This is a genomic window from Thermostilla marina (assembly GCF_054657455.1).
Genome location: NZ_BAAHYR010000001.1, coordinates 3,374,632 through 3,400,574, shown reverse-complemented (window position 1 = coordinate 3,400,574; position 25,943 = coordinate 3,374,632). Strand labels below are relative to the sequence as shown.

Here is a 25,943-nt window from a genome sequence, read left to right as displayed (position 1 = left end):
TCCAGACGATCCAACCGGTGTAATCGACGTGAGCCAAGCCGATCGCCCTCATTGTACGGCAATTCCCGTCGAACCGTCAGCCAAAAGCTGACCGAAGATAGGGGATGAGATTCGATCATTCCCGACCGATGCGACCGACCGATAGGAAAAACAGAAAAATCAGGCAAGATCGGCAAAGTCGGCTGCTTCGTCACCGATCCGGTGGTCGGCTGTGACGCGACCGTGTGTCGGCAAGGGAGTGAGAAGTCCGTACAATGCAAGTGACTGATCCGTGTATTCAAGCGGTGACGGGCGAAGTTTTGTGGGCGATTCGGAATCGATAGAGGTGCGAGCTTGAGCGGAAAACCACGCAACTTAGGCGACGTTCTCCAGGAATTTGCTCAGCATCGTCGCGTGATGCAGGAGGAATTGCAAAAGGTCATCGTCGGCCAATCGGCGGTGATCGAGCAATTGTTTGCGGCGATTTTCACGCGAGGGCACTGCCTTCTGGAGGGTGTGCCGGGGTTGGCCAAAACATTGATGGTGAGCACGCTCGCCCGCATCTTGGATATCGACTTCAAACGGATCCAATTCACGCCCGACTTGATGCCCTCGGACATCACGGGAACGAACGTGTTGGAGGAAGACGACCAGGGCAAGCGATACTTTCGTTTCGTCGAGGGGCCGATCTTCACGAACATTCTATTGGCCGACGAGATCAACCGCACGCCGCCGAAGACGCAGGCGGCGCTGCTCCAGGCGATGCAGGAACGGGAAGTGACGGTCGGGCAAAAGACCTATCCGCTGCCCGATCCGTTTTTCACGATCGCCACGCAAAACCCGATCGAGCAGGAAGGAACGTATCCGCTGCCGGAGGCACAGTTGGACCGTTTCATGTTCAACATCAAGATCGACTATCCGACCCGCGAAGAAGAGGAGCAGATTCTTGCCCGCACGACGCGCAGCGAACGCGTGGAGGTGCGCAAGATTTTGTCGGCGAAGTCGATCTTGAATATTCAGAAGTTGGTCGGCTCGGTCGCGGTGAGCAAGTACGTCGTGCAGTACGTAGCGGCGTTGGTGCGGGCGACGCGTCCGAAAGATCCTTCGGCGCCCGAGTTGGTCCGCGAATTGGTCGATTGGGGAGCGGGGCCCCGCGCCGGACAATTCCTGATCCAAGGCGGCAAAGCGCTGGCCGCAATGGACGGAAGGTTTGCCGTATCGATCGAAGATGTGCAACGTCTTGCCGTACCGGTTTTGCGCCACCGTATCGCCGCGAATTTTCAGGCGCAGGCGGAAGGCATGACGACCGAGGACATCATTCGGCGGTTGGTCGAGATCGTCCCGCCTCCGGTCATTCCGAAGTATGACGACAAGGAAGCCCACGCCGGTTGATCTTTTATGTCGGTTGTATTACCGGCAAGCCGTATTTGCCTCGGCGGCCCATGAGCACCGTAGAACGTTATCTCAAGCCGGAAGTCGCTCGCCAGATCAAGCGGCTGGATCTACGCGCGCAGTTCATCGTGAAAGGATTTTTGCACGGGTTGCACGCCAGCCCGTTTCAAGGGTTTTCGGTCGAGTTCAGTGAACACCGCAAATACACCCCCGGCGACGATCCCAAGGATATCGACTGGCTGGTATACGCGAAGACGAACAAGTATTACGTCAAGAAGTTCGAAGCTGAGACGAACATTACCGGCTATCTGGCGGTCGACAGCAGTCGGTCGATGGGTTACACGTACCGGCAAGCGTCGACGAAATTCGATTATGCGATTTGTCTGGCCGCGGCGTTGTGCTACCTGATGATCCACCAACAGGATCCGGTCGGGCTTTGGGTGTTCGACGAAAAGATTCGCAAAAGCCTGCCGCCGAAATCACGCCGGGGGCATTTAGGGAGTGTGTTGTCGGTCTTGGCCAAGTTGGAACCGGAGGGTGAGACCGACATCCCCGGCAGCCTGGCGCAGATGGCCGCCATTCTTCGCCGCGCGAGCTTGGTCATGGTGTTTTCCGATTTGCTGAACGAACCCGAAGCGGTGATGCAGGGATTGTATCGTCTGCGCCATCGGGGCCACGATGTGATCGTGTTTCATATTCTGGACGAAGCCGAAGTCCGTTTTCCGTTCCGCGGATTGCTGGAGCTCGAGGATCCGGAGACGTTGCGACGCGTTCAAGTCGACGGTGCCTCGATCCGGGCCGACTACCTGGAGGAGCTGTCCCGTTTTCGAGAAACATATCGCCGGGAATGCTTTCGCGCAGGCATCGACTACGTTCCGCTCGATACGAGCATGCAGTTCGACAAGGCCTTGATGGAATTTCTGCTACGTCGTCGCGCGCGCGGATGACGTCGTAAGAATAAGACTCTCATGACGTTCGTAACGCCGTTTTTTGCATGGATTGGACTCGGCCTGGCCGCCGTCCCGGTGGTGCTGCATCTGATGATGCGCCGCAAACCGCAGCGGATTCCATTTCCGGCGTTGCTTCTGGTGCGATCCCGATTCCAACAAAACCGGCGGCGTATGCGGTTGCGTCACCTTTTGTTGCTCGCGTTGCGGACGCTTCTCTTCGTGCTGCTGGGCTTGGTGCTGGCACAACCGACCGTGAAATGGTCGGCTCCGGGTTCTGGTGAGGCGCCCGTCGCAGCGGCGCTGGTGTTCGACACGTCGCCGCGCATGCTTTATCGCTTTGAAAACCGGACGCGGTTGGAAGCGGCGAAAGAACAAGGAACATGGCTGTTGCGGCAATTGCCTCGCGATAGTGAGATCGCCGTATTCGACAGCGAGACGTCACCGCAGAATTTTTCGATCGATCGCGGCGCGGCGAAGCATCGAATCGAGCATTTGGCGATTACGGCGGCGCCGTCGCCTTTGACGGATGTGCTTACACGGGCGGCCGGCTTGCTTCGGTCGAGCGAATTGACTCGTCGAGAAATCTACGTGTTTACCGATTTTGCCGGGGCCTCGTGGCCGCCGCAGGCGCGCAAGAAGCTCAAGCAGACAATCGCCGACTTGGGCGATGTAGGGGTATACCTGATCGATGTCGGTGTTGAGGAGCCCGTCAATGCGGCCTTGACCAAGGTTGCGCCGCACAGCGAAACTGTGGCACGGGGAACGCCCGTCCAAATCGATGTGGATGTGAATGCTCAAGGAGAGGTGGGGAATCGCACGCTTTCTTTGTATATCAGCGACACACTCGATACACGTGTGACCGGTGACGGCGCACCGTCGCCTCGTGAGGCGATGGACGCTTCGGGTGATCGACGCGAAGTAGACGGCGTTCTGTACGAAAAACGCGGCGAGCAGTCCGTGTCGCTCGAAAATGGTGAATCGATGAGGGCCTCGTTTGCCGTCGGCGGGTTCGATGCGGGCGTGCACGTCGGGTTCGTCGAGATCGGTGAGGACGACGCGCTTCCGTGCGACAACCGTCGTTGGTTTGCGTTCGAGGTTCGGCCGCCTGCGTCGGTGCTCATCGCGGCACCCGATCCCCCTGAGCATTACGCCGTCTTTCTCGATCAGGCATTGGCACCGGAGGTTCTTCGTCGCATCGGTCGTGCGCGGTTCGAGACGCAAGTCGTATCGCAGCGTGCATTGGGAAGCGAGAAACTCGATGTGTACGATGCCGTTTTCGTGCTGGATCCGGCACCCATGGAGGACGCCCTATGGACGCGCTTGGCCGAGTACGTCGAAAGCGGTCATGGTTTGGCGATCGCATTGGGCAGGCGTGCTTCCGCCGTTGAAGCGTTCCACGGTTCGGCAGCGCAACGGGTCTTGCCCGGCCGATTGCTCGTGCAAGCACGCGCGGGAGACTCGCCTTTCATGCTGGCGCCGCGCGTTTATCAACATCCCGTGTTGAAAAGTTTTCGGTCCGTCGCGGGTACGATCCCTTGGCATCAATTTCCCGTGTTTCGTTACTGGGTGTTGGATGAGATTCCGGAAGACGTGCGAGTCGTAGCGTCGTACGACGACGATCGACCGGCTATCCTGGAGCGACGGCTGGGTAAGGGGCGCGTCGTCGTGTTTACCACGCCGCTCTCGGATCGGCCGGACGAGGCCCCGTGGAACCTGCTGCCGGTCGGTGAGGCATGGCCGTTCTTCATCTTGGTGAACGAAACGGCAGCGTATCTGGCAGGTGGAACCGGGCGTCGTGTGAATTACCTTGCCGGGGAGACAGTCGTCATCGACTTGCCCGATCAATTTGCGCATTTCAACGGTTACGTCTTGCAGATTCCACGGAACCCCTTCCGGGATGATTTGCCGCCCCCTTCCTTGAAGCTGACGCCCGATCGGGAAAAGCGACGCTTGGTCGTGACCGCAACCTCGCATCCGGGCTGTTATCGGGTCGAGGCCGGCGGAACGACCGGGTTCCGTGACGCCTTTGCCGTCGAGTTGCCGCCGGAGGTTACCGACTTGACACGTGTCGAGATCAAGAACCTGGTGGCCGATCTGGGAAAGGATGTGACGCGCACTACTCGAAATCGAGAACAACTCATTCGCGAGGTCACGAAGGGACGAGCAGGAACGAATCTCACGCCGTGGATCGTCTTGCTCATAACGCTAGTATTCGCCGCGGAATGGTTTTTGGCTAATCGGTTCTACCGGCAACCAACTGCCGCGAGCGTGTGATGTGAATTGATCGTCGGATGCCCTGATGCCGCAACTGGTCTTCAACCCGATCGGCGAGAGCCTTTGGCTTGCGTTGCTTGTCGCTTGCGCGCTGGCCGCGGTTGTATGGCTTGTCACGCCGCAAGAGGTTGAGCCGCGACGACGTCGATTCGTCCTCGTGGCATTGCGGTGGATGACGTTCGTGTTGCTGATCGTTTTGCTCCTACGGCCGACGTTGATTTACACGTCTTACAGTAGGATTTCGGCGTCGATTGCCATTTTGGTAGACGACTCGAAGAGTATGTCGGTGGCCGACGAGCTAAACGGTGCAACGCGTTACGAACGGGCCGCGAATATTTTGGCCGAAGCCGATAACGAACTGAAACGGCTCGCCGAGAATTTCGACGTACAGGCGTACACGTTTTCCGAGAACGTCGAGCCGGTTGCCTTGGAAAACGGCCGGCTTCGATTGCCGGAATCCCCTGAAGGCTCACAGACGGCAATCGGACGGGCGCTTGAAGAATTGAACCGGCAGGCGGCGGGCAAGCGTTTGTTGGGCGTCATTTTGTTGAGCGACGGCGCACAACGCGCGATTTTTCCAAACGACGTGCCGCCTCAAACAATCGCAACACGCATGGGAAGCGTGGGGCAAAGGATCTACCCGATTCGGCTGGGCAAGACACGCGCGGCCGAGGACGCGCGAGATTTGGCGGTCGAAGACATATTGGCCGACGACCGCGTATTCGTGAACAACTATTTGCACGTGACGACACATGTGCGCGCAACCGGCTTTGCCAACCGACAGGCCGTCGTCAGGTTGCTCTTCGAGACGCAACCGGGAACGATGGAGCCGGTTGCCGAGCAAACGATCACCATCGACGAGGCCGAACAGCGGATTCCCGTTCGTTTCCAATATCAACCGACCACGCCGGGGGAATGGAAAGCGACCGTCGAGATTGAACCGGATCCGAGTGAAACGGCATCGACGAACAACAGTCAAAGCACGCTCGTTCGGGTCCTCGAGGGGGGGATCCATGTCTTGTATGTGGAAGGATCGTTACGGCCCGAACAGCGATTCTTGCGGGCATCGCTCGATGCCTCGCCTGAAATTGCAGTTGATTACGTGCGCTTGGCGGCACCTGACGAGGCGGGGCGGCCCGCAGATTTTGCGGAACAAGTGAAATCCCGCGAGATCAACGTTTTCTTGATCGGCGACGTCGATTCAACGTGGTTCCGACAAGAAGAATTGGAGGTGATCCGGGATGCCGTGGAGAAGGGCGCAGGCTTGATGATGCTTGGGGGCTTTCAGAGTTTCGGAGCCGGCGGTTATGCCGAAACTCCCTTGGCCGAGGTGTTGCCGGTGGTAATGAATCGTTTCGAGCGTCAAGACCCGGACGAACCGATACGCAAGGACCTGCACTGGCCCGGACCGTTGCGTATGGCGCCCACGTTGATCGGTCGCAATCACTACCTGCTGATGCTGGCTCCGACACCACAATCGGCCGAGGCCGTGTGGCAGCGGCTCCCACCGCTCGACGGTGCCAATCGGTTTTCCAACGTAAAGCCGGGGGCGGTGATCTTGGCCGTCGATCAAGACAACCATCCGCTGCTCGTCGCCCAAAGTTACGGGCGGGGACGCGTGCTTGGCTTCGCCGGCGATTCGACATGGCGTTGGTGGATGCACGGGTTCGACCGGGAACACAAGCGTTTTTGGCGACAAGCCGTCCTCTGGCTGGCCCAGATGGACGAATCGCAAACGAACGAGGTTTGGGTGCGCATCGATCGCCGCCGCGTGCCCTTGGGCGAGACCGTCCCGTTCGAAGTCGGGGCCAACGATCCGATGGGCAATCCGATCGAGACGGCCCGTTTCGAGGTGGAGCTGCTGCGGCCGGACGGGTCGACCGAACCGGTCGAGGTGCGACGCGTCGACGATCGGTGGAAAGGGACAATTCGGCAAACGGATAGTCCCGGAGACTACACGGTTCGCGTTCGGGCCCTTGAGGACGGCCGGTCGTTCGGCCAAGACGAAGGTCGTTTCATCGTGTTGAAACAGGACTTGGAGCTGGAACGGCCGGCAGCCGATCTTCTCTTGCTCGAAGAGTTGGCCCGGCTTTCCGGCGGCGAAGTCGTCCCTCCTGAAGAATTAGGGGATCTGCTGAAACGACTTTTGGACTCGGCAGAGGATTTGGAGGTCCCCCTGGAGACGCGAAAGCCCCTGTGGGACACTTGGTGGATGCTGGTACTTTTCGTGGGCTTGATGACGGCCGAATGGATTCTCCGCAAGCATTGGGGACTGGTATGAACCGCCGACGCCATTGCGCCACAATCTTGCCTTCCTAGGGTAAACTGTGGAGCGTCAGGCGTCGGTGCCGGATGAAATCGTACGATCATGGACGCTTCCAACGTGCCTTCATGTGAGAACGTGGAAGGGCGTCGCGTGGCCTTTCTCGGCCGATTGGCGGGAATGTCGCGGCGCGACGCAACGCGACGCTTGCGCGAAAAGGGAGCAGTGGTCGTCGACCGGCCCGACGGTGAGATCGATTGGTTGGTCCTGGGGGAACAGGATTTATCGTGGACCGACTCGCCCGATTGGAGCGAGTTCCTCGATCGTCGAGCGCTTCAGGCAATTGAAGAAGGCCGCCTGGAAATCCTCACGGAGACGGAGTTGTGGCGGCGGCTGGGCCTGATCGATGAGGAGGATCAGGTCCAGAAGCTGTATACACCCGCCATGCTGGCCGAGTTGATCGGCGTTCCCGTTTCGGTGGTTCGGCGATGGCATCGCCGTGGTTTGATTACCCCGATTCGAGAAGTCCACAAGCTACCCTATTTCGACTATCGCGAGGTCGTGACGGCCCGGCGTCTGGCGGAACTGTTGGCCGCTGGCATGTCGCCTTCGATGATCGAGAAGAAACTGACGGGTTTGGCCAAGTTCGTGCCCGATCTTGCCCGTTCCTTGGCGCAGTTGTCGATCATCGTCGAAGGCAAAGAAATCCTCTTGCGAAGCGGTGAAGGATTGATCGACGCCAAGGGGCAGAAACACTTCGACTTCGAGGCCGCAGAGCGGCTCGCTCAAGAGGAGTCGGCGGACAACCACGAGGAACCGAACGTGGTGTCGCTGACCGGGATCTTGGCCGAAGTCGGGGGCGTCGAGCAACAAAAACCGAGCGTCGATGAACTGGTCGAAATGGCTCTTGATCTGGAAGATCACGGTCGACTCGCTGAAGCGGCCGACATGTATCGTGCCGCGTTGGCGGCAGGCGGGCCGAACAGCGAGTTGTGTTTCCGTTTAGCCGAACTACTTTATCGATTAGGCGATTTACACGGTGCGCGCGAGCGTTACCTGGCAGCGCTCGAAATCGATGAAGATTTCGTCGAGGCCCGGGCGAATCTTGGGTGCGTCCTCGCCGAATTGGGGGACCTGGAACTCGCGGCAGCAGCCTTTCGTGGGGCCTTGGCCTTTCACCCCGATTACGCCGATGCACACTACTTGCTGGCAAAAACCCTGACCGACATGGGCCGAGAAGAAGAGGCCGTCGTCCATTGGCAACAGTTTCTTGCCTTGGCGCCGGAAAGTCCCTGGGCGGCTCAGGCGAAGGCGGAGTTGGGGTTGGAACATTGACGAAAGCCGCATGGGATCCGTCGGCGAATATGCTCGAAAGTCAGGCAAGATACTCCTGCGAGTTCCTCGCAATCGACACAATTTGCCCACGGTCGAGGGGGTTTTCCAATCAACAGAGGGAAATACGGCCAGTTTGAGCCCTTTGGGGTCGATAGATCGACGATGGAACGGCGAATCCTCGCCTTTTCGACCGGGGTTGAACACAGCGGATCGAACCGACGCGATCGTCTATCATGTCCACGCTCATCGAACAATATCGCATGGACCCGACGACGTGGCTGTATGTCTCGTCGTTGATGACGATCGGTATATATTTCCGGTTTTATCGATTTTTCAGTATCCGTAATCTCGACCTGATCGGTTTGATCGCGTTGGCGCCGGGATTGTTGTTGTTACGGCACGGGCCCGAGTCGGCAGCGTACTTGTGGTTGTTCGGCGTTCTCGTCCTTTTCTTGATTCGATTGATGATCGATCCCGCGTTGAGACGCCGTCCGCTGGTCGCACCGAACCTTTCTTCCGACGGCATCACATTCACCGTTTTGGCATTGTTTGCCTTCTTGATTGCGAGTGTATTTACCGAGCGCGCCGTTCAGGTGGAACCCACCCGATGGTTCGACCCCGAAACTGCCGTTGCCGAAGGTGACCCCCAGGCGGATGCGGCAGAAGAACCGTTGCCGCGTGTGCCCGGTTTTCTACCGTTTTACCGGTTCGCCGGTGTCCCGGTAGCGGGTGCCTTTGTGGACCGAGCGGAAGCTGCCAAGTTTGCTTCGCAGGGGGTGGGGACCGGCATCAAGGTGGTGGCCGTGTTGGCGCACTTTGCGATCGTTATCGGGCTGATCGTGATCGGTACGTGGCATTTCGACAATTTTCAGGGGGGGATCGCCGCCGCTGCGTTGTATTTGCTCTTACCGTATACGGCTCAGTTTACCTTGCGGCTCGATCATATCTTGCCGGGGGCGTTTCTCGTTTGGGCTGTGGCGACCTATCGGCGGCCGGTCATTTCGGGATTGTTGATCGGCGCCTCGATGATCGTGTTTTATCCGGTAGCCTTGGTTCCGCTTTGGGCCGGATTTTATCGAAAACGCGGGTTGCTGCGGTTTTTGTTCGGCGTCGTTGCGGCTCTCGGGTGTTTGGTCCTGCTGCAATGGGCGCTATGGGGCGGTGGGACGTTGTTTCGTGAAGGGGTGGCGGCGTTGTTCGGACGCGGCTTGCTTTCGTCTGCGGGCCTCGACGGGTTTTGGGAGTACCATGCGCCCGCCCTGCGTATCCCGATTCTGGCCACATTGGCGGTGCTGGTGATCAGTTTGGGGCTGTGGCCGCTGGAGAAAGACTTCGGTAACCTTCTTTCGGGAACCACGTCGATCCTGATCGGTTGCCAATTTGTCCACGGTTACCAGGGCGGCATCTACATGGCGTGGTTTCTGCCCAGTCTCGTGCTGGTTATCTTTCGGCCGACGCTCATCGATCGAACGGCCGAGCGGACCGTTCCGGAACGTTGGTTTGCCCCAATTCCCGAAGGAAGGGATCCCATCCAGTGGTTGCGGCAGGTTTTCTTCGGCCGTCGGCGTAAATCACGCGATTAGACAACGCAGTCGGCCGGTCGCGTGCGATCCTCAATGCGCATGTCGAATCGTCGAGCGGTCTACGGCGTGGCAGGTTCGGCGGTTGCTTCGGCGCGGCGATTCTGAAGGGCCGATTGCGCTTGGGCGCGGCGCTGCTGCGCGTACCAGGCACGCCATCGCGCTTCGTCGAACCCAAAATTCACACCGCCGCTCAAATCGACTAGGGCCTCGAGAATCGGGCGGTTCATGACTTCTTGCTTTACATACTTCGGGGTGTTTCCGCCGAAACTCAGTCCGGGCAAGCGATTGCTTCCGTCGGTAGCGAAGGAGGCCGAGGTGCCCGCCCCCGACTGAGGGACGCGAACCTTGATCGTCATGACCAACGCGTCGATCAGGGCGGGGATCGCAGACGGATCCCCCAGCTCGCGCAAGGCCACGGCGGCCCGATGGACTCGTGTGAGTTCGTTTCCGCGTAGCTGAGAAGTGAAAAACGCAACGATTTCGTCGGAAGGCTGCTTCTTGAGAATCTCGATTGCTCGCAATCGGGCTTCTTCCAGCGGATCTTCAATGGCGACGAAGGCCAAGGCTCGCAGCGATTCGGCGGAAGGGATTTGGCCGAGCACGTCGACGAGCATGAGCCTTACGTGATCATCCTGTGAATTCTTCAAGGCGTTCAACAACGGGGGGACGGCGACCGGATCACGAATCGACTGAAGCGATTCTTCGGCCACGCGAGATCGTTCCGTGCCCAACCAGGTCAGCCACAACTGGATCTTTTTGGTCCATTCCTTTCGCTTTTCGTCTTGTGCTTCACGTTCTTCGAGAATCTGCACCTCCTGTGGTAACATCCAACGGCCCTTGTACCGGACGTAGCCTTGGGCTCGCATGATTTCGTCGCGGGTTTTCCACCCGTCTTCGGTTTTGACGTACCCCAACAAGGCTCTAGCGCGGGCATTGTCCGGATCGAGCTGGAGCACGCGACGCAGTTCCGCGCGACGCTCGTCGGTCAGATAGTGTTCGGCGCACCACTGCGCCAGTTCCAGATGGCCTTCGACGGTGTCAGGAGTGGTTTCCCGTATCGAGAGGTATTCTCGCTGGTCCGGTCGCAACCGCTCAATCTTATCGATTTGCGTGCGTTCGAAAGACAGTAAGACACCTTCGGGGGTGCGGATACGAATTTCGGGTTCGCCGTCCTCGCTTTCGATAGTTCCCTCGATCACGACGCCGGTAGGTAAGGTGACGCTGTCGGCAAGGCACAATTCGTACGATTCCGTGCCGAAAGCGAATATCGCCGCCGTGACAACGCCTAGAATTCGCACATTCATGTTGTTCCCCTCCAGCAGAGGGAGGTCGCCTTTGATTTCTCATCCCTTAGATGTAGTATAGGAGCGCCCGGTTCCCGCCAACAATGAAAATCTCGTCGAGGCGCCACAGGGTGTCGGTGCCGTATCTTGTCATCGGAGGCAATTGGCGTGACGAGTGTGCCCGAAGAACACCGGAAAGAGGCTCCCCGCGTCGTACGTTGCGTGGTCGTCACCGTCAGCGACACGCGCACCCGACAGACCGATAAAGGGGGCGACGTTCTGGAGTCGCTCTTGCGGACAGGTGGACACGAGGTTGTCGATCGTACGATCATCCCGGACGACCCGGCAAGGATCGAAACGGTCGTCAACGATTGTGTGCGTCGTGATGACGTCGATGCTGTCTTCCTGACGGGGGGAACCGGACTGGGCAGTCGCGATCACACCTACGAGACGGTATCGCGGCTCATTACACGCGAAATACCCGGCTACGGCGAACTGTTTCGGATGCTCAGCTTCCGGGAAATCGGTCCGGCGGCGATGCTCAGTCGCGCAACGGCCGGATTGATCGGGACGACGCTGATCGTGACGACGCCCGGTTCTCCGGGTGGTGTGCGGACGGCGATCCAAGAACTCATTCTGCCCGAACTGGGCCACCTGCTTCGCGAGGCCCGAAGATAGATGCCTCGTGTCGACAGCCGACGGCGAGCTATCTTGCTGCATCGATACCGGCCTTGACCGTTCGACGCGATTTGTCTAATGACCATGCATCTATTGACGGGGGATGTTCCCCTCAATGGTGTTGGGCTTCCCGCAGCGAACGTGGAAATACGATTCGGCCAAGGGGCGACGGGCGTTTATGGCTCAGACGGTATTGATTCTTGCGGCCGGGACGGCAACGCGGTGGACAGCCGATTTGCCCAAGCAATTGGCGCCATGCAACGGCGTACCGTTGATCGACCGCACGATTGCGTTGGCAACCGAGTTCGAATTCACACCGGTGGTCGTAGTGACGCACGATCCTCGCATTGTTCGACCTGCGACAAGCTGGTACATGCCGAGGCGACGCCGTTGGACGATTGAATCGCTGTACGAAACGCGGTCGTTGTGGGGCCAAAGAACCCTGGTGCTGCTGGGCGACGTCTTCTACACGCGCGAGGCGTTTGCCACGATTGCAAGTAGCTCATGCAGTTTGAGGTTCTTCGGTCGCTCCGGCCCGAGTCGATTCACGAAAAGCCCGCACGGTGAAATGTTCGCCGTGGTATTCGATCGGTCCCGGATCGATTGGATCGAAGAACATCTGCGTATAGCGATCGAGGACGCGCATCGAGGCGGCCGAGGCAAACTTTGGGAGCTGTATCGCTCAGTTGCCGGCTTTCCGCTGCGGCGACACCAAGTGGAGAACGTTCTGTTCCGGGAAATCGACGACTATACCGACGACATCGATACCGTCGCGGAATATCGCCGCAAACGGCGCATTTGGGAGCGACGTGTTCTAGCGGCAGAGAGTATCGCCGCCGCCTGTGATCCGCATCGATCCCGAGGATTTCACCTCTCCGGCACGCGAGGTTCCAGATTCGCTGCGTGAGGATACAAGGGCGGCCGAGTCGAGATGTCGAGGTGACTCCTTCCTCGAACGAATTCGGTTCGGTCGGCCTTGTGCTAATCAGTCTGAGGGGCGATTCTGGTGGGCCGCAACTCCGCACGGCCTGCGAATCATTGCATCGACACCCTGCTCGGAACACACTAAAGGCGAGGCGTGAACGTTCGACATGTTGTTTACAGCGGAGGAGCCTTCCATGAATCGTTTCGTTGCTCGCGTTGGCGCCGGATTGGTGCTCTTGGTTTGCGTGCAGGGGGCCGTTTGGGCCGAGGGGCCGACGCTGAAGCTTTGGCCGAACGGATTACCAGCCGACGCCAAGCCGTTGCCTCCGGAACGGATTGTCGAACTGAAGGCCGCCAGCCAGATCTCGCGAGTGACGGTTGTCGAAGATCCGGTGATGACGGTCTATCGTCCTTCCCCCGAAAAGGCGAACGGGGCGGCGGTCATCGTTTGTCCGGGCGGGGGCTACAACATTCTGGCCTTGGACAAAGAGGGCATCGAAATTGCCGAGTGGTTCAACTCGTTCGGTGTGACGGCGGTCGTCCTGCAATATCGAGTGCCGCGTCGTGATCCGGACCGACCGTACTGGGAACCTTTGCAGGACGCCCAGCGGGCCGTTCGCCTAACCCGGGCGCATGCCGAGGAGTGGGGAATCGATCCGCATCGAGTCGGCGTACTGGGGTTTTCGGCGGGCGGCCACCTGACTTGTATGACCGGGATGTATTGGCGTGAGCAAACGTACGAACCGGTTGACGAGGCGGACCGACTAAGCTGTCGCCCCGATTTCATCATGCCGATCTATGCCGCCTATCTTGGGCCTCAGATGGACGATTCGAAACCCGAATTGGGAGAGTTGGTTCGGATCGACAAGGAGACGCCGCCCGCGTTCATGGCTGTCACGGCCGACGACAAAGCCCGGGGATCACTGGCCGCGTTGTTCTTCGTCGAATTGACCAAAGCCGGTGTGCCGGCGGAGGTGCACGTGTTCACCAAAGGTGGGCACGGCTATGGGCTGCGTCCGAGCGAGCATCCCGTTGCGCAGACTTGGCCAAAGCTGGCCGAAGCTTGGATGCGCGACATGGGGTTGCTCGATCCGAAGAAGTAGTCTCTCGCAACGAAGATGAATACGATTGGGGGACGAAGCAGCGGCGCATTGTCGGTAATCGACAATGAGCCGTGTTTGAATCAAGTCGGATGGATCTTACGTGTACCGGGGGACAGCGATGGTTTTGCTCGAGTTCAGCATGTATCCGCTCGACAAGGGGGAAAGTCTCAGTCCGTATGTTGCGCGCAGCTTGGATATCATCGATCAAAGCGGGCTCGAGTATCAATGTCACGCGATGGGGACGACGCTCGAAGGGGAATTCGATCAAGTCATGGAAGTCGTTCGTCGTTGTTTCGAGCGGATGTCGCAGGATTGCAATCGAATCGAATGTATCATCAAGATCGATTATCGGGCAGGTAAATCAGGCCGTTTGCAGGCCAAAGTCGCCAGTGTCGAGGAGAAACTCGGCCGACCGGTCAAGAAATAATCGAACCGTAGCGAGGGCGGCGCATCGACGAAAAACGAAACGTGTCGGCGGCAAGACGCACGCTTTGCCGGGGCCGTGGAACGCGGTGATTTCTCAATAGTCGGCAAGTGCGAGAGCCGTTTCGACATAGGCGCGGATATTTTCCAGCGGCGTGTCGTACTCCAAGAAATCGACCGGTTGCAGGATAAAGCCGCCGCCCGGCTTGCCGTCGAGGATGGCCTTTTCGGTCGCCCGACGCACGTCTTCGACGGTACCCTTTTCGAGCACGTTCACCTGGTCGATGCCCGACAGCATTACGTAGGCCCCGTCGACCTGACGCTTGGCGGCAGCCAGATCGGCACAATCACCCAGCGGAGGTGGAGAAAACGGCTCGACGATTCGCGCACCGAGCTCCTTGTAGCTGTCGACCAAGTTCATGATCTGGCCGCAGTTGTGATACATCGCGGGAGTGCCGTTGCGTTGTACGAACGATATATATTCCTTCTCGAAGGGTAGGATGTACTTGTCGTAATTGGCCTTTCCGAGGAACCCGCCAGGGACGTTTCCGCCCACGCAGTGGACGTCGACTCCTGCTGCGTCGATCGCGGCCGTGTAGTCGAGGATACGGTTCATCGCAAACCGCATGAGCCGTTCATAAAACGGCGGATCGGTGCGAAACAGCATGTACAGTTCGTCTTGAGGATACAGCAGCGACGCGTTGTTGAAGGGGCCATGCGGCGTCCACGACCCGACGATGCCGTCGTCGCCGACATAATTCTTGATCTCAGCGATGTGCGCGCGAACTTTTTCCGGCCATCCGTCGGGCATTCCCGGTTCGTACTTCTCGGCAAGTTCCAAATCGCGGATCGTACGGATCGGTTTCTTCGTGCAGCAGTACAAGTACGTACCGGGTTTGACTTCGTTGATAGAGAACTCTTGTGAGAGTGTTCCTTCGGGAGTTTCGATTTCGGCATGTTCGACGCGTGTGCCTTCACGCTCTGACACCTGCTTGCAGACGCGCCACGTGTCGGTTTCCACCGCCGTGTTCAAACCGCCGAAATGAATCGAAAGCGGATCGTTGACGCCGAACAGCACACGCACGAAGACGTCGACCCCCATTTCCCGCTGAAAATCGACGACCCGCTTCTGGACGGCCAGATGGTCCCACTGATCCAAGTCGGGATGCAGCTTTGCGATGAAGTGGCCTTGGTCTTGAATGAACAGCGTGACAGGCACGCGGTCCGGCATTTCACCACGAAAGACGGCCAAGAAACGTTCGCGTCCGGTCATGACTGTCCCTTCCCCTGTTGTCGTGAGACCTGTCGCCGCCCCAAGCCGCCGGACGGCGTGGATATCGTCGAAGGGGGGACGTTCCGCGTGATCGACGACACAACAGTATTCGTTGCGAATGTGAGTCCTGAAAGGCTCCCTCAGTGTACCGGTCGAAAGAACCCGAGCATATGCCGCGCTACTTTCGACCGGAAAGAAGGATAAAAATCGGCATGTGCACGTTCGATGTTTTGCGTTGCGTTTAAGAATCCAGAGCGCGTTGGGCCGGGCAGGAAGGCTCGGGAAATCGAACGATGCGACACCCATTGAGAACGACGACCAGTGACGCGCCGACGTCGGCCAACACGGCCAACCACATGCCTGCCCAGCCGATCAGAGCAGCCGCCAACACGAACAGCTTGATTCCCAGGGCCAAGGCGATATTTTGGCGGATCAGGGCTTGCACGCGGCGTCCTAGCTCAACGACATAAGGCAGACGACAAACATGATTGCCCGTCCCGGCGATGTCGGCGACCTCGAGGGCGGTGTCGCTTGCTGTGGCGCCCAAGACAATCCCGACGTCGGCTACGGCTAGAGCAGGACCGTCGTTGATGCCGTCGCCCACCATGGCTACGGGGCCTTGTTCAGCCGAAAGCCGCCGGATCGCTTCGATCTTGTCCGCCGGAAGGAGGTCGCCGTGCGCTTTGTCGATCCCCAGCTCGCGGGCGGTCTTGTCGACGACCGCCTGCCGATCACCGGAGAGGATGATCGCTTCGATTCCCAAGCGTGTGAGGTTCTCGACGGCGGATTTTGCATCGACACGCGGTGTGTCGGCAAGCAGAATGACTCCCATCAATTCGCGGTCATTGCCGATGAAAACGGCCGTGTGCGCCGGTTCCCCGAGTTCAGCCAGCAGTTTGCTGCATTGTTCTCCCATACCTCGAGATTCACAATAATCGCGGCTTCCGACGAAGTACGATCGATCGTCGATCGAGCCCGTGATGCCTTGTCCCGGGAGTTCTTCACAATTACTGACGGCGTGCACCGTCACGGCTCGCTCACGAGCGTACTCGGTAACGGCTTTGGCGAGTGGATGGTCGCTAACGGCTTCAAGCGAGGCCGCGACGCGCACAAGAGCTTCTTCATCGCCCCTTCGGGGATGGACCGCAACGACCCGCGGACGGCCTTCTGTGAGTGTACCGGTTTTGTCGAAAGCGATCGTTCGTAGATTGGCGGCGGCCTCCAAGAACCGGCCGCCTTTGACGATGATGCCGGCTGCAGCGGCGCGATACAAACCTGCGACGATCGTTACTGGCGTCGAAATGACCAAAGCACAAGGACACGCAACGACCAAAACGACCAGCGCACGATAGGCCCATTCGGCCGGCGGAAGGGCGTCGGCACCACCGAAGCCTAGGACCGAGGCAGTTGCACCGATACCACCGACGGCCGTCGCTAGTGCGATAACCGCCGGGGTGTACCTCGCCGCGAATCGGTCGATCTGTGTTTCGACTCGTGATCGGTTGCTGCGCGCCTGATCGATCAGCCGCCGGATCCCCGACACAATCGATTGCTCGGGCTCAACGGTCGCCTCGAACACGAGCACCCCGGTTGTGTTCAACGATCCGCCGTAGACGGTATCGCCGGGCTTCTTTTCCTGTGGCATGCTCTCCCCGGTGATGGGAGCTTCGTCGACTGTCGACGTGCCGCGATAAACACGTCCGTCGGTAGGAATGCGTTCGCCCGGCTTCACGAGTATTCGATCGCCGGGGCGGATTGCCGAGACCGGAACGTCACGCATGTCATCGTCGGATTGCCAAAGGTGCGCAACCTGCGGGACAAGCGTGACGAGTCGGGTAATCGCATGCCGTGCTCGCGTGAGAGAGAAATCCTCGATCCAGAGAGACAAGCCGTACAGCACCACGGCGACGGCGCCCTCCCACGTGCTTTTTGTAAGCACGGCGCCGGTCACGGCAATCGTCATCAAGACGTTCATATCGAGCGTTTTCAATCGGATTGCCGTCCACGCTTCACGGAAAAGCGGAATACCCGCGGTCGCAATTGCGGCCAACAGAAAAGCCTGGATCAGCCGACTGGGGACGCCCAAAACCGCGTAATAGGAAACCGCCGCGAGTAGAAATACGATTCCGGCGACCAGCGTCGGCGGCAAAGGGACCATTCGAACGTCGGTTTCCGGCGGAATGTTCGCGTCGCGAAGCGGTATGATCGAAAACCCCGTTGTTCGCAAGGCGGTCGCCAACTCTTCTTCCGTGCAGGTGTCGGGGGCGAGCCGAATAGTCAGCTCACGGGCGACGTAGTCGGGTTCCAGCACAAGGTCGTCTTTCCATGCCCGTAGCGCCTTCTCGATCACCGCCGTTTCGTTCGGGCAGTGAAGCTCCGGAATGTGAAATCGCAATTCTTGGCGGCGTTCGCGGGACATCGCACACTCGCTGCTGCGCCGTCGTCGGTCACTCGTGCGGACGTGGCGGCGTATTCTCTGCTGGATTATGAGGGTTTCGGCAGGTCCTGCTGTTGCGGGCTTCCATATGATATCATATCGGGTTCCAAAAGAACGTGTCGCTTCGACGGTCGCAAGCAAGGTTGTGGGAGTCGCTCGAAATGAAGATTCACGGTACGACGATTCTGACCGTCCGAAAGGGCGATCGGGTTGCGATCGGCGGTGACGGACAGGTCACGCTGGGCTCTGCCGTCATGAAGGCCGATGCCGTCAAGATCCGGAAAATGGCCGACGGCCGGGTATTGACCGGATTCGCCGGGGCGACCGCCGACGCATTCGCGCTCTTCGAGCGATTCGACGCCAAGCTGAAAGACTATCCCGGTAATTTGCCGCGGGCGGCGACCGAACTGGCCAAGGAATGGCGAACCGATCGCGCGTTGCGACGGCTCGAGGCCATGTTGATCGCCGTTGATCGCGAACATACCTTGCTGATCACGGGAACCGGCGATGTGGTTCAGCCCGGTGACGGAATCCTGGGGATCGGCTCCGGGGGAAACTTCGCCGTCGCCGCCGCCAGAGCACTGGTGGCCCATTCAACGCTCTCGGCTTCGGAGATCGTTCGCGAAGCGTTGTTGATTGCCGCGGGCATCGACATCTATACGAACACGAACATCGTGGTGGAGGAGTTGCCGTGCACCAATTGACGCCCCGTGAAATCGTCGCCGAGCTGGATCGATTCATTGTGGGCCAAGAAAAAGCCAAACGGGCCGTCGCCGTCGCCGTTCGCAATCGCTGGCGGCGGAAACAGCTCGATGACGACATGCGCCGCGAGGTTTTGCCCAAGAATATCTTGATGATCGGTCCGACCGGTGTCGGAAAGACCGAAATTGCTCGCCGGCTGGCCGCTTTGACCGACTCGCCGTTCGTCAAGGTCGAGGCGACGAAGTATACCGAAGTGGGATACGTCGGTCGCGATGTCGAAAGCATGATTCGAGATCTGGTCGAGAATGCCATCGTGTTGGTTCGCGACCGCGAGCGAGAAAAAGTCCTCGATGAGGCGAAACGCCGTGTGGAGGACCGACTGGTGGGAATTTTGGCCGGACAGGAGGCGACGCCTGCGGACGGGCCCACGGCCGATCCCGAGCGGCGAAGCCGCACGTATGAAAAACTGCGAGAGATGCTCGCCGATGGAGTGTTCGATCAGCGACGCATCGAAGTCCGAATACATCAAAAGCCCCCGCGAATCTTCTTTTCCGGCGGGGGAATGGAGGACATCAGCACCGATTTTCAGTCGGTGATTGAACGGATCATGCCGCCGAAGTCGAAGACCGTCTCGCTCACCGTTGCGGAAGCGAAGAAGGTCTTGCTTGAAGAAGAGTGCGATGCTCTCGTCGACTTTGAAAAAGTGAAGTCCGAGGCACTTCATCTGGCGGAAGAATCGGGCATCGTCTTCATCGATGAAATCGATAAAGTGACCGCTCGCGAGGAGACCCGCGGTCCCGACGTCTCACGAGAAGGCGTGCAGCGCGATTTGCTGCCGATCATCGAAGGAACGACCGTCAAAACACGCCACGGGTACGTCAAGACGGATCACATTCTGTTCATTGCCGCGGGGGCATTTCACCGTAGCAATCCCAGCGATCTGATGCCGGAATTGCAGGGGCGGTTTCCGATTCGCGTCGAGTTGGAGGACCTGACGCGGGAAGATTTCATTCGGATCCTCAAAGAACCGCAGAACTCCCTGTTGAAACAATATCGGGCACTCTTGGAGACGGAAAACGTGCTGCTCGAGTTTCGCGAAGATGCCGTCGAAGCGATCGCCGATTATGCCTATCGTGTGAACCAGACGACGCAAAACATCGGCGCGCGACGCCTGTACACGATCATGGAGCGGCTGTTGGAAGATATCTGCTTCGACACCCCGGATTGCATTTCGGGCCGTATCGAACTCGACGCGAATTACGTCAATGAAAAATTGGCCGACGTCGCCGATAACGAAGACGTCAGCCGTTTTATTCTTTGACCGATTGCGTTCAAGCGTCGCGAAGCCGACGAAATCTCAAGAGATCGACCGCGTCGGATTGGTTTCCTCATTTTGCGGGATTTCCTGCCGTCGACGCGAAGAGGGCTTTGAGAGCCTGCTGAAGGTTCGTGCGCGTGGTGTTCGAGTATTCGATGTCCAGCCAGACGATGGTTCCTTCGGCATCGAGCAAATAGAGTCGGGGCAACTTTTCGGTTGCCACGGCGTCGAACAAGTTGCCGTCGATGTCCAGCAGCACGGCGTATTTCGCCCCGGCCTCGGAAACGGGTTTTTGGGCGATATCCGCCTCCGCCTTCTCACAAACAGCTACCACCTGCAATCCTGCGTCGTGATACGGTTCGAAGCAGTCGCGTTGAATGTCCTCCAGTAAATTCACGGCTTGCAACTCCGCCACGGGATCGTCTCCTGTCGCGAACAACACGATCAGCGTGGCCTTGCTTCCCAGAAGCGACTGCAAAGCGACGTTCGCATCGCCGAGCTGCGGTAGTTCGAAATCGAGCGGAAACGCCTCGCCCACGAAGACCTTGCACGTTTGCCGGTCGACCTCGCCCATGACGACCTCGGGGACGGTGGGCGGGGCGACTTCCGCCGCTTCTTCCGAGGTCGAGCCGGAGGAGTCGGCGGTCATTTCGGTTTCCGGCTCGTCGGCGGGCGTCGTGGCGTCGGGGAGATGTTCCGCGGGTGTTTCACTCGGTCCGACCGCTTCCGGAGAAGTTGCTTCTTCTGGCGAACTTGCGGCGGGCGTGGTTTCTTCGTTCGCAGCGGTGTTGCCTTCTTGTTGCGGTTTGGGGCAACCGACAGTCAAAGCCATGCCCAGAAGAACCACCACAAATACATTCCATCGCGTATCCAACTGTTTCATTGCTGTGCTCCCGCAGCCGGTTCAAATTCCCTTTTCCCGTTTTCGTCGGTGTGGAGACGTAAGAGAGTTCTTACGTTGTAGAGTTTTTGCTGCGATCTGTCAAAAAGAGAACACCGGCAGTGAGCGGCTCCGGTCCTGCCGGTGTATTTTGCTGCTGTCGAGGCCTGCCGCCGAGGCTAGGGAAACGAGCGGAGCCTCGTCGCCGATGTCCGGCGCGGACGGACGTTCCGGATGCCACGGTGCGGGAGCACGCGGAGTAGAACGTTAAAACATTCCGCACGCACCGGAATCGCATCGCCCAGTTTCTTTGTTGAATTGGCATGCCGAGCCGCACTCGGGGCTCTGTTGAACAGAAACAGAACAAAGCGACAGAAGTTTCATCATTCGCGTCGAACCGCACTTTTCGCAAGTGTGCTCGTCGGTGTTCCCGGCCTTTTCGAGAAACTCGGTCACGTGTCCGCAGTCTTCGCAGCGATACTCGAACAGTGGCATGTCGGTCACCTCGTTTGTGTATGTTGGCTATCTTTCCTGCGTTTTCCGGTTGCCGCGTTTTGGATTCTCTGCCGGCTGGTGATTTACCAGCTTTAATTATCGGCAGCCTCTGCCGGTTCGTCGAGAGCCGGACGGACCGGCCGTCGCCGTGGCCATCGTCGTATCGTCTTGTCTGTCCGACGGTTGCGTTGAGTATGTGGTGGGAGTGATTGCGGGCCGCCGTTTTTCCTTTCCTGTTCTCTCATGGATGTGCAAAATAGGGGGAAGGTTACAGCCCGATCCCGATAGCGCCCCCGCTCCAGCAGTTGCAATCACAGAGAGGGTGAGCTAGGTTGATGGGCTGGTGCGCGGCGGGGATGCGCGACTGGGTGATCGACACTTTTCCACACGTTTGCAATCGATTCCCGAACGGGAGAACGGAATTGAGTACGCGTCACGAGTTTGTGGACGAACTGGGACGGACGGTGTCGTTGCGGGATCCGGTGACGGCTGCCGTGTTGGCATGGCTCGTTCCGGGCCTTGGGCACTTGTATCAAGGCCGAAAGCACAAAGCGTTGCTGTACGCAGTATGCATTCTGGGCACCTTTTTCTATGGATGCTATTTGGGCAGCAGCCGGAACGTCGGGTATGCCCGCGTCGTGTATGCCTCGTTTCGCCCCGGTGATTCCCGGATGGCCTACCTGTGCCAGTTGGGGGCAGGATTGCCCGCCATGCCGGCGTTGATTCAATCCATGCGCATTCGGCAGGGCAAGCAGCCTCTTTTTGGTGGATTTATGGCCCCTCCACGTCTGGGGAACGATAACGGCGATCCGCCGACGTTGAATCGCATCCATAAAGAATTGCATGCCTACTTCGAGTTGGGATCGCTATACACGATGACGGCGGGACTGTTGAACATCTTGGTGGTGTTCGACGCATTTCTCGGCCCGGCTTTTCCGCCGGCGGAGGAAAAACAATCACGGAAGAAGCGTCGCAAGATAGATCGGAACCGAGACGAGGAAACGCCGCCCGACGAGGCCGAGAATCAGGCGGAAGGTTCTGCTTCCCCGACCGAAGCCTGATTGTGGGCAGAAGTTTTTCACAACCGGGAAAACGGCGTTTCGGATCGCAGAAGACGAGTGATCACAATGACGATCGGTTATTACTGGTACTTGCTCCCACTGTTGGTGGCCATCGCCTTGGTATATGCGGCGACACGGCAAGAGGTGATGTCGGCCATCTTGCCTCATGCGTGGCGAACGGCCGTGTGGATCGTCGGCTTCATGTTGATCATTTTCTTGTTGCTCTTTGCCGTGAATCGATTTGTTTGATCGCCGGATACAGCCATAGGGAAGATGAAGATCACGGGGCGATTGAGCCGAAAGGCGGTCCGGTTACGCCGATTGATGCTCGTGCCGTGATCCGGATATCGTTCGTAAACGGGACGAAGTCATGCGTATTTTGGTGTTGGGCGGCGGAACGATCGGAGCTTCGATAGCCGCGAATCTTTGCGAGCGACGGCACAGTGTTACCGTCGTCGACATGGATCCCGATGTCGTCCACCGAATCAATGAGGAGATGGACGTTCGCGCGTTGCGCGGCTCGGCCTCACAATCGAATACGCTCTTTCAGGCGGGAGCATTCGATGCCGACTTGTGCTTGGCGGTGACCAATACGGATGAAGTGAATCTGACCGCCGCCAGTGTGGCGAAGGCGATGGGAACGCGGCGTGCGGTGGCTCGCGTGTACTCGCCGGTGTTCCTCGATACGAGTACATTCGACTACCAGCGGCATTTCAAGATCGATCGATTGGTGAGTCTCGAACAGCTTTCGGCCATCGAGCTCGCGCGTGTGGTCCGGCACCCCAGTTCGATTGCTGTCGAGAACCTCGCTCGGGGTGAGCTGGAAATGCAAGACCTGGCCGTGACGGGGGAAACGTCGGCGGTCGGCGTGCCGTTGAAAAACCTGCGGTTGGGAAAGGGGGTCCGCGTCGGTTCGATTTATCGCGAAGGCGAGTTGTTCATCGCTTCCGCCGACGACGAGATTCTCGTCGGCGATCGCATCACGCTTCTGGGGAAACGTGACGACATCGACCGGGCCAAGTCGATGTTCGAGGTCGAGCCGCCGCAGAAACTTGGGATTGTGATTGCGGGCGGGGGAGAAACCGGTTTTCATCTCGCTCGGTTGCTGGATGGGCCCCGGCAGACGGTCGTGCTCATGGAGTCGGATCGTGCGCGTTGCGATTTTCTGGCGGCGCACCTTGAATATGCGACGGTGGTTCACACCGACGTACGCCGTAGGGTCTCGCTCGAAGAAGAGCGGGTCGGAAGCGCCGATATTTTCGTGGCCTGCACAGGTGACGACGAAAACAACATTGTCGCCTGTGTCGAAGCGAAAGAGCTGGGGGCGAAGCGTGTGGCGGCCATCGTCGAGCGACCGGACTACGGGGCAATCTTGAGCAAGCTGGGGATCGATCACGTTGTCAGTCCGCGTCGTGTGGTCGCCCGCGAAATCGAGGCGTTCCTCAATCCGGGCGTCGTCGTATCGCGTCGGCGCCTGATGGAAGGTACCGATATCGAAATCGTCGAATTGGAAGTACTTCCCGGTGCGGCCGCGACGGAACACGTGTTGGCTGCGGTGCCTTTCCCCGACCAGTGTTTGATCGCCGCGGTCATTCGAGAAGGATACGCTTTTTTGCCCGGTGCCGACGATCGCTTGGAGCCCGGCGACATCGCCGTGGCTTTGGCGCACGAGTCGGTGATCGAACAGATTGCCGAGTTGATGGCACACGGCGCAGGATGAGGGCTTTCCTTCGGGACGGTCTTGTCCAAATTCTCTATCAGGATGCCGATGAACGAAGCCGTCATCTACTTGAACAACGCGGCAACGTCTTTTCCCAAGCCGGAAGCCGTTTATCAAGCGGTCGAGCGAACACAACGCGAGTTCGGCGCGCCGGGACGTGGTGCCGGGTTGCCGGTCGATGCCGTCATTGGAAAGCTTCGTCGTGATTTGACCGATTTCATCGGCGGAGGCGACGGATCGATCGTGTTTACCTTCAACGGTACGGACGCATTGAATACGGCGATTCGAGGAGTCGTGCGGCCGGGCGATCATGTAGTCACGACGGTGACGGAACACAATAGCGTGCTTCGACCGCTTCGCTGGTTGGAGGAAGCCTGCGGTGTGCGCGTCAGTCGCGTGCCTTGTGATACTTTGGGGCGGGTTTCTGTTGCGTCGATAGTGGAGGCCGTATCGGCCGAAACGAAGCTCGTCGTACTCAATCACGCCTCGAACGTGACCGGCACGATTCTGCCGATCGAGGCGATCTGCGAGAAACTGCGACGTTTGCCCCACGGTCGTGACCTGCTCATCCTGCTCGATGCGGCGCAGTCGCTCGGGCACGTGCCGATCGATGTCGGTGCATGGCAGGTTGATATGGTGGCCTCACCCGGCCATAAGGGACTCCTTGGTCCGCTGGGAACCGGCATCTTGTACATGCGCTCGGGAATCGAAGACCGCGTGACGCCTTTGCGTTTCGGAGGGACGGGAACACAAAGTGACGACGATCGTCAGCCTTCTGAATTGCCCGACCGCTTCGAATCGGGCACGCTCAATGCGCCGGGATTGGCCGGCCTTGCGGCAGGATTGAACTTCGTCTTAGAGCGAGGCCTGGACGCGATCGCGGCCCATGAACAGCGGCTGACGGCCCGGTTCCTCGAAGGCGTGGCGACGATCTCGGGGGTATCCGTCGTCGGGCCGACGGATACCGTGGATCGAACGGCGGTGGTGAGTGTCGTGGTCCAAGGATATACCCCTGACGAGGTCGCCGGATTGTTGGCTTCTCACTTCCGTATCGCCGTCCGATCGGGGGTGCATTGTGCACCGTTGATTCACCGCGTTTTAGGGACGGAGAAGACGGGAACGGTGCGTTTCAGTTTCGGACCGTTCAACGACGACGAACAGATCGACGCCGCAGTCGAGGCCCTGCGACAAATCGCCGGGCATGCGCCGTAGCTTCGACCGGCCGAGTCGTCTTTTCTTTCTGCTTGGAATCACGGCGTGCGGCTTCGCGTCGCTTTCCCGTGAATCGCGGTCCTGTTGATTTGTGCCTGTTTTTCCTGTGGCAATTGACTTTTTTCCGGTGCAACGTAGTATTCCAGCAATCAGATGCTGTTGGAGGGGCCGAGGCTCGTCCGAATCGCCCCCATTCCGGGATTTCGATGTAACAAACGCGTGCAAGGATCATCGATGAGCGTCACATTGACAGATAAGGCTCTCGGCGAAGTCAAACGGTTGATGCAAGAGAACGATTTGCCCGATTCGACCGTGCTGCGGGTAGCAATTCTCAGCGGTGGTTGCAGCGGGTTTGAGTACTCTTTGTTGTTTGATGAATCGGCGGACGCCGAGAACGACGTACTTTGCGAACAGAGCGGCGTTCGCATTGCAGTGTCGCGAGAGCACTTGCAATACCTCAGTGGAACCGTGATTGATTACCACGACTCGCTCATGAAGCGTGGGTTCGTGTTCAACAACCCGATGGCTGTCCGTACCTGCGGCTGCGGTTCGTCGTTCGGTGTCGCGAAAGACGCGCCGGCACAATCGCAAAGCGGCGGTTCGTGTTGCGGGAACTGACGAGTGCCGAGGTTTGTATTCGCCGTCGGCGAATAAGGCC

General features: G+C 58.8%; 22 protein-coding genes. 17 read left to right on the top strand and 5 right to left on the bottom strand.

The window, feature by feature from the left end; translation table 11 throughout:
* Positions 1 to 396 precede the first annotated feature (396 nt).
* The 6 genes from ACYQ2I_RS12465 to ACYQ2I_RS12440 all read left to right on the top strand — a co-directional run bounded on the left by ACYQ2I_RS12465 (position 397) and on the right by ACYQ2I_RS12440 (position 9,776).
* Positions 397 to 1,371, top strand: coding sequence for an AAA family ATPase (locus tag ACYQ2I_RS12465; RefSeq protein WP_460168415.1), 975 nt, complete (start codon positions 397 to 399; stop codon positions 1,369 to 1,371).
* 50 nt (positions 1,372 to 1,421) lie between these two features.
* On the top strand, positions 1,422 to 2,318 hold the full coding sequence (locus ACYQ2I_RS12460) for a DUF58 domain-containing protein (RefSeq protein WP_460167347.1): 897 nt from the start codon (positions 1,422 to 1,424) through the stop codon (positions 2,316 to 2,318).
* Between the two features lie 21 nt (positions 2,319 to 2,339).
* Complete coding sequence (locus tag ACYQ2I_RS12455; protein WP_460167346.1) at positions 2,340 to 4,595, top strand: BatA domain-containing protein; 2,256 nt, start codon at positions 2,340 to 2,342, stop codon at positions 4,593 to 4,595.
* 25 nt (positions 4,596 to 4,620) lie between these two features.
* Complete coding sequence (locus tag ACYQ2I_RS12450) at positions 4,621 to 6,876, top strand: glutamine amidotransferase (protein WP_460167345.1); 2,256 nt, start codon at positions 4,621 to 4,623, stop codon at positions 6,874 to 6,876.
* Between the two features lie 87 nt (positions 6,877 to 6,963).
* Positions 6,964 to 8,193 carry a tetratricopeptide repeat protein gene (locus ACYQ2I_RS12445; RefSeq protein ID WP_460167344.1) on the top strand — a complete coding sequence of 410 codons (1,230 nt, stop codon included), beginning with the start codon at positions 6,964 to 6,966 and terminating at the stop codon, positions 8,191 to 8,193.
* A gap of 233 nt (positions 8,194 to 8,426) precedes the next feature.
* Complete coding sequence (locus ACYQ2I_RS12440; protein ID WP_460167343.1) at positions 8,427 to 9,776, top strand: hypothetical protein; 1,350 nt, start codon at positions 8,427 to 8,429, stop codon at positions 9,774 to 9,776.
* A 59-nt stretch (positions 9,777 to 9,835) separates the two neighbouring features.
* Here the strand turns inward: ACYQ2I_RS12440 and ACYQ2I_RS12435 are convergent, their stop codons facing one another.
* A complete protein-coding gene (locus ACYQ2I_RS12435) occupies positions 9,836 to 11,080 on the bottom strand; it encodes a hypothetical protein (RefSeq protein WP_460167342.1) in 1,245 nt (414 codons plus the stop codon).
* Positions 11,081 to 11,227: 147 nt separating this feature from the next.
* On the opposite strand from ACYQ2I_RS12435, the gene ACYQ2I_RS12430 reads away from it, so the two are divergent.
* The 4 genes from ACYQ2I_RS12430 (at position 11,228) to ACYQ2I_RS12415 (ending at position 14,191) form a co-directional block, all read left to right on the top strand.
* The gene (locus ACYQ2I_RS12430) at positions 11,228 to 11,737 is read left to right on the top strand and encodes a MogA/MoaB family molybdenum cofactor biosynthesis protein (protein ID WP_460167341.1); all 510 of its coding nucleotides are present in this window, start codon (positions 11,228 to 11,230) and stop codon (positions 11,735 to 11,737) included.
* A gap of 115 nt (positions 11,738 to 11,852) precedes the next feature.
* Positions 11,853 to 12,644, top strand: coding sequence for an NTP transferase domain-containing protein (locus ACYQ2I_RS12425; protein ID WP_460167340.1), 792 nt, complete (start codon positions 11,853 to 11,855; stop codon positions 12,642 to 12,644).
* A gap of 211 nt (positions 12,645 to 12,855) precedes the next feature.
* Positions 12,856 to 13,764 carry an alpha/beta hydrolase gene (locus ACYQ2I_RS12420; protein ID WP_460167339.1) on the top strand — a complete coding sequence of 303 codons (909 nt, stop codon included), beginning with the start codon at positions 12,856 to 12,858 and terminating at the stop codon, positions 13,762 to 13,764.
* A gap of 118 nt (positions 13,765 to 13,882) precedes the next feature.
* The gene (locus ACYQ2I_RS12415) at positions 13,883 to 14,191 is read left to right on the top strand and encodes an MTH1187 family thiamine-binding protein (RefSeq protein WP_460167338.1); all 309 of its coding nucleotides are present in this window, start codon (positions 13,883 to 13,885) and stop codon (positions 14,189 to 14,191) included.
* Between the two features lie 93 nt (positions 14,192 to 14,284).
* On the opposite strand, the gene ACYQ2I_RS12410 is transcribed toward ACYQ2I_RS12415, so the two are convergent.
* Both ACYQ2I_RS12410 and ACYQ2I_RS12405 read right to left on the bottom strand, forming a co-directional pair.
* Positions 14,285 to 15,460, bottom strand: a complete 1,176-nt coding sequence (locus tag ACYQ2I_RS12410; protein ID WP_460167337.1) for a uroporphyrinogen decarboxylase family protein — start codon at positions 15,458 to 15,460, stop codon at positions 14,285 to 14,287.
* Between the two features lie 241 nt (positions 15,461 to 15,701).
* Complete coding sequence (locus tag ACYQ2I_RS12405) at positions 15,702 to 17,879, bottom strand: heavy metal translocating P-type ATPase (protein WP_460167336.1); 2,178 nt, start codon at positions 17,877 to 17,879, stop codon at positions 15,702 to 15,704.
* A 179-nt stretch (positions 17,880 to 18,058) separates the two neighbouring features.
* On the opposite strand from ACYQ2I_RS12405, the gene hslV reads away from it, so the two are divergent.
* Together hslV and hslU are read left to right on the top strand one after the other, a co-directional pair.
* Positions 18,059 to 18,601, top strand: a complete 543-nt coding sequence (hslV, locus tag ACYQ2I_RS12400; RefSeq protein WP_460167335.1) for an ATP-dependent protease subunit HslV — start codon at positions 18,059 to 18,061, stop codon at positions 18,599 to 18,601.
* Positions 18,589 to 19,920, top strand: a complete 1,332-nt coding sequence (hslU, locus tag ACYQ2I_RS12395; RefSeq protein ID WP_460167334.1) for an ATP-dependent protease ATPase subunit HslU — start codon at positions 18,589 to 18,591, stop codon at positions 19,918 to 19,920. Before hslV ends, hslU begins: the two co-directional genes overlap by 13 nt.
* Positions 19,921 to 19,987: 67 nt before the next feature.
* On the opposite strand, the gene ACYQ2I_RS12390 is transcribed toward hslU, so the two are convergent.
* Together ACYQ2I_RS12390 and ACYQ2I_RS12385 are read right to left on the bottom strand one after the other, a co-directional pair.
* The gene (locus tag ACYQ2I_RS12390; RefSeq protein WP_460167333.1) at positions 19,988 to 20,800 is read right to left on the bottom strand and encodes a TlpA family protein disulfide reductase; all 813 of its coding nucleotides are present in this window, start codon (positions 20,798 to 20,800) and stop codon (positions 19,988 to 19,990) included.
* A 264-nt stretch (positions 20,801 to 21,064) separates the two neighbouring features.
* Entirely contained in the window at positions 21,065 to 21,292 is a 228-nt protein-coding gene (locus ACYQ2I_RS12385; RefSeq protein WP_460167332.1) for an FmdB family zinc ribbon protein, read from the bottom strand.
* 422 nt (positions 21,293 to 21,714) lie between these two features.
* On the opposite strand from ACYQ2I_RS12385, the gene ACYQ2I_RS12380 reads away from it, so the two are divergent.
* The 5 genes from ACYQ2I_RS12380 to ACYQ2I_RS12360 all read left to right on the top strand — a co-directional run bounded on the left by ACYQ2I_RS12380 (position 21,715) and on the right by ACYQ2I_RS12360 (position 25,903).
* Positions 21,715 to 22,353, top strand: coding sequence for a DUF6677 family protein (locus tag ACYQ2I_RS12380; protein WP_460167331.1), 639 nt, complete (start codon positions 21,715 to 21,717; stop codon positions 22,351 to 22,353).
* A gap of 66 nt (positions 22,354 to 22,419) precedes the next feature.
* Positions 22,420 to 22,602 (top strand): hypothetical protein, encoded by a 183-nt coding sequence (locus ACYQ2I_RS12375; protein ID WP_460167330.1) that lies wholly within the window; start codon positions 22,420 to 22,422, stop codon positions 22,600 to 22,602.
* Between the two features lie 121 nt (positions 22,603 to 22,723).
* Entirely contained in the window at positions 22,724 to 24,073 is a 1,350-nt protein-coding gene (gene trkA, locus ACYQ2I_RS12370) for a Trk system potassium transporter TrkA (RefSeq protein WP_460167329.1), read from the top strand.
* Positions 24,074 to 24,121: 48 nt separating this feature from the next.
* Positions 24,122 to 25,285 carry an aminotransferase class V-fold PLP-dependent enzyme gene (locus ACYQ2I_RS12365; protein ID WP_460167328.1) on the top strand — a complete coding sequence of 388 codons (1,164 nt, stop codon included), beginning with the start codon at positions 24,122 to 24,124 and terminating at the stop codon, positions 25,283 to 25,285.
* A 234-nt stretch (positions 25,286 to 25,519) separates the two neighbouring features.
* Positions 25,520 to 25,903, top strand: coding sequence for a HesB/IscA family protein (locus ACYQ2I_RS12360; RefSeq protein WP_460167327.1), 384 nt, complete (start codon positions 25,520 to 25,522; stop codon positions 25,901 to 25,903).
* Positions 25,904 to 25,943 lie beyond the last annotated feature (40 nt).

What these genes read in the sequence shown, in the direction of transcription:
- ACYQ2I_RS12465 (WP_460168415.1), top strand. Translation starts at nt 397, where the DNA reads ATGCAGGAGGAATTGCAAAAGGTCATCGTCGGCCAATCGGCGGTGATC.
- ACYQ2I_RS12460 (WP_460167347.1), top strand. Translation starts at nt 1,422, where the DNA reads ATGAGCACCGTAGAACGTTATCTCAAGCCGGAAGTCGCTCGCCAGATC.
- ACYQ2I_RS12455 (WP_460167346.1), top strand. Translation starts at nt 2,340, where the DNA reads ATGACGTTCGTAACGCCGTTTTTTGCATGGATTGGACTCGGCCTGGCC.
- ACYQ2I_RS12450 (WP_460167345.1), top strand. Translation starts at nt 4,621, where the DNA reads ATGCCGCAACTGGTCTTCAACCCGATCGGCGAGAGCCTTTGGCTTGCG.
- ACYQ2I_RS12445 (WP_460167344.1), top strand. Translation starts at nt 6,964, where the DNA reads ATGGACGCTTCCAACGTGCCTTCATGTGAGAACGTGGAAGGGCGTCGC.
- ACYQ2I_RS12440 (WP_460167343.1), top strand. Translation starts at nt 8,427, where the DNA reads ATGTCCACGCTCATCGAACAATATCGCATGGACCCGACGACGTGGCTG.
- ACYQ2I_RS12435 (WP_460167342.1), bottom strand. Translation starts at nt 11,080, where the DNA reads ATGAATGTGCGAATTCTAGGCGTTGTCACGGCGGCGATATTCGCTTTC.
- ACYQ2I_RS12425 (WP_460167340.1), top strand. Translation starts at nt 11,853, where the DNA reads ATGGTGTTGGGCTTCCCGCAGCGAACGTGGAAATACGATTCGGCCAAG.
- ACYQ2I_RS12420 (WP_460167339.1), top strand. Translation starts at nt 12,856, where the DNA reads ATGAATCGTTTCGTTGCTCGCGTTGGCGCCGGATTGGTGCTCTTGGTT.
- ACYQ2I_RS12415 (WP_460167338.1), top strand. Translation starts at nt 13,883, where the DNA reads ATGGTTTTGCTCGAGTTCAGCATGTATCCGCTCGACAAGGGGGAAAGT.
- ACYQ2I_RS12410 (WP_460167337.1), bottom strand. Translation starts at nt 15,460, where the DNA reads ATGACCGGACGCGAACGTTTCTTGGCCGTCTTTCGTGGTGAAATGCCG.
- ACYQ2I_RS12405 (WP_460167336.1), bottom strand. Translation starts at nt 17,879, where the DNA reads ATGTCCCGCGAACGCCGCCAAGAATTGCGATTTCACATTCCGGAGCTT.
- hslV (WP_460167335.1), top strand. Translation starts at nt 18,059, where the DNA reads ATGAAGATTCACGGTACGACGATTCTGACCGTCCGAAAGGGCGATCGG.
- ACYQ2I_RS12390 (WP_460167333.1), bottom strand. Translation starts at nt 20,800, where the DNA reads ATGAAACAGTTGGATACGCGATGGAATGTATTTGTGGTGGTTCTTCTG.
- ACYQ2I_RS12385 (WP_460167332.1), bottom strand. Translation starts at nt 21,292, where the DNA reads ATGCCACTGTTCGAGTATCGCTGCGAAGACTGCGGACACGTGACCGAG.
- ACYQ2I_RS12375 (WP_460167330.1), top strand. Translation starts at nt 22,420, where the DNA reads ATGACGATCGGTTATTACTGGTACTTGCTCCCACTGTTGGTGGCCATC.
- trkA (WP_460167329.1), top strand. Translation starts at nt 22,724, where the DNA reads ATGCGTATTTTGGTGTTGGGCGGCGGAACGATCGGAGCTTCGATAGCC.
- ACYQ2I_RS12365 (WP_460167328.1), top strand. Translation starts at nt 24,122, where the DNA reads ATGAACGAAGCCGTCATCTACTTGAACAACGCGGCAACGTCTTTTCCC.
- ACYQ2I_RS12360 (WP_460167327.1), top strand. Translation starts at nt 25,520, where the DNA reads ATGAGCGTCACATTGACAGATAAGGCTCTCGGCGAAGTCAAACGGTTG.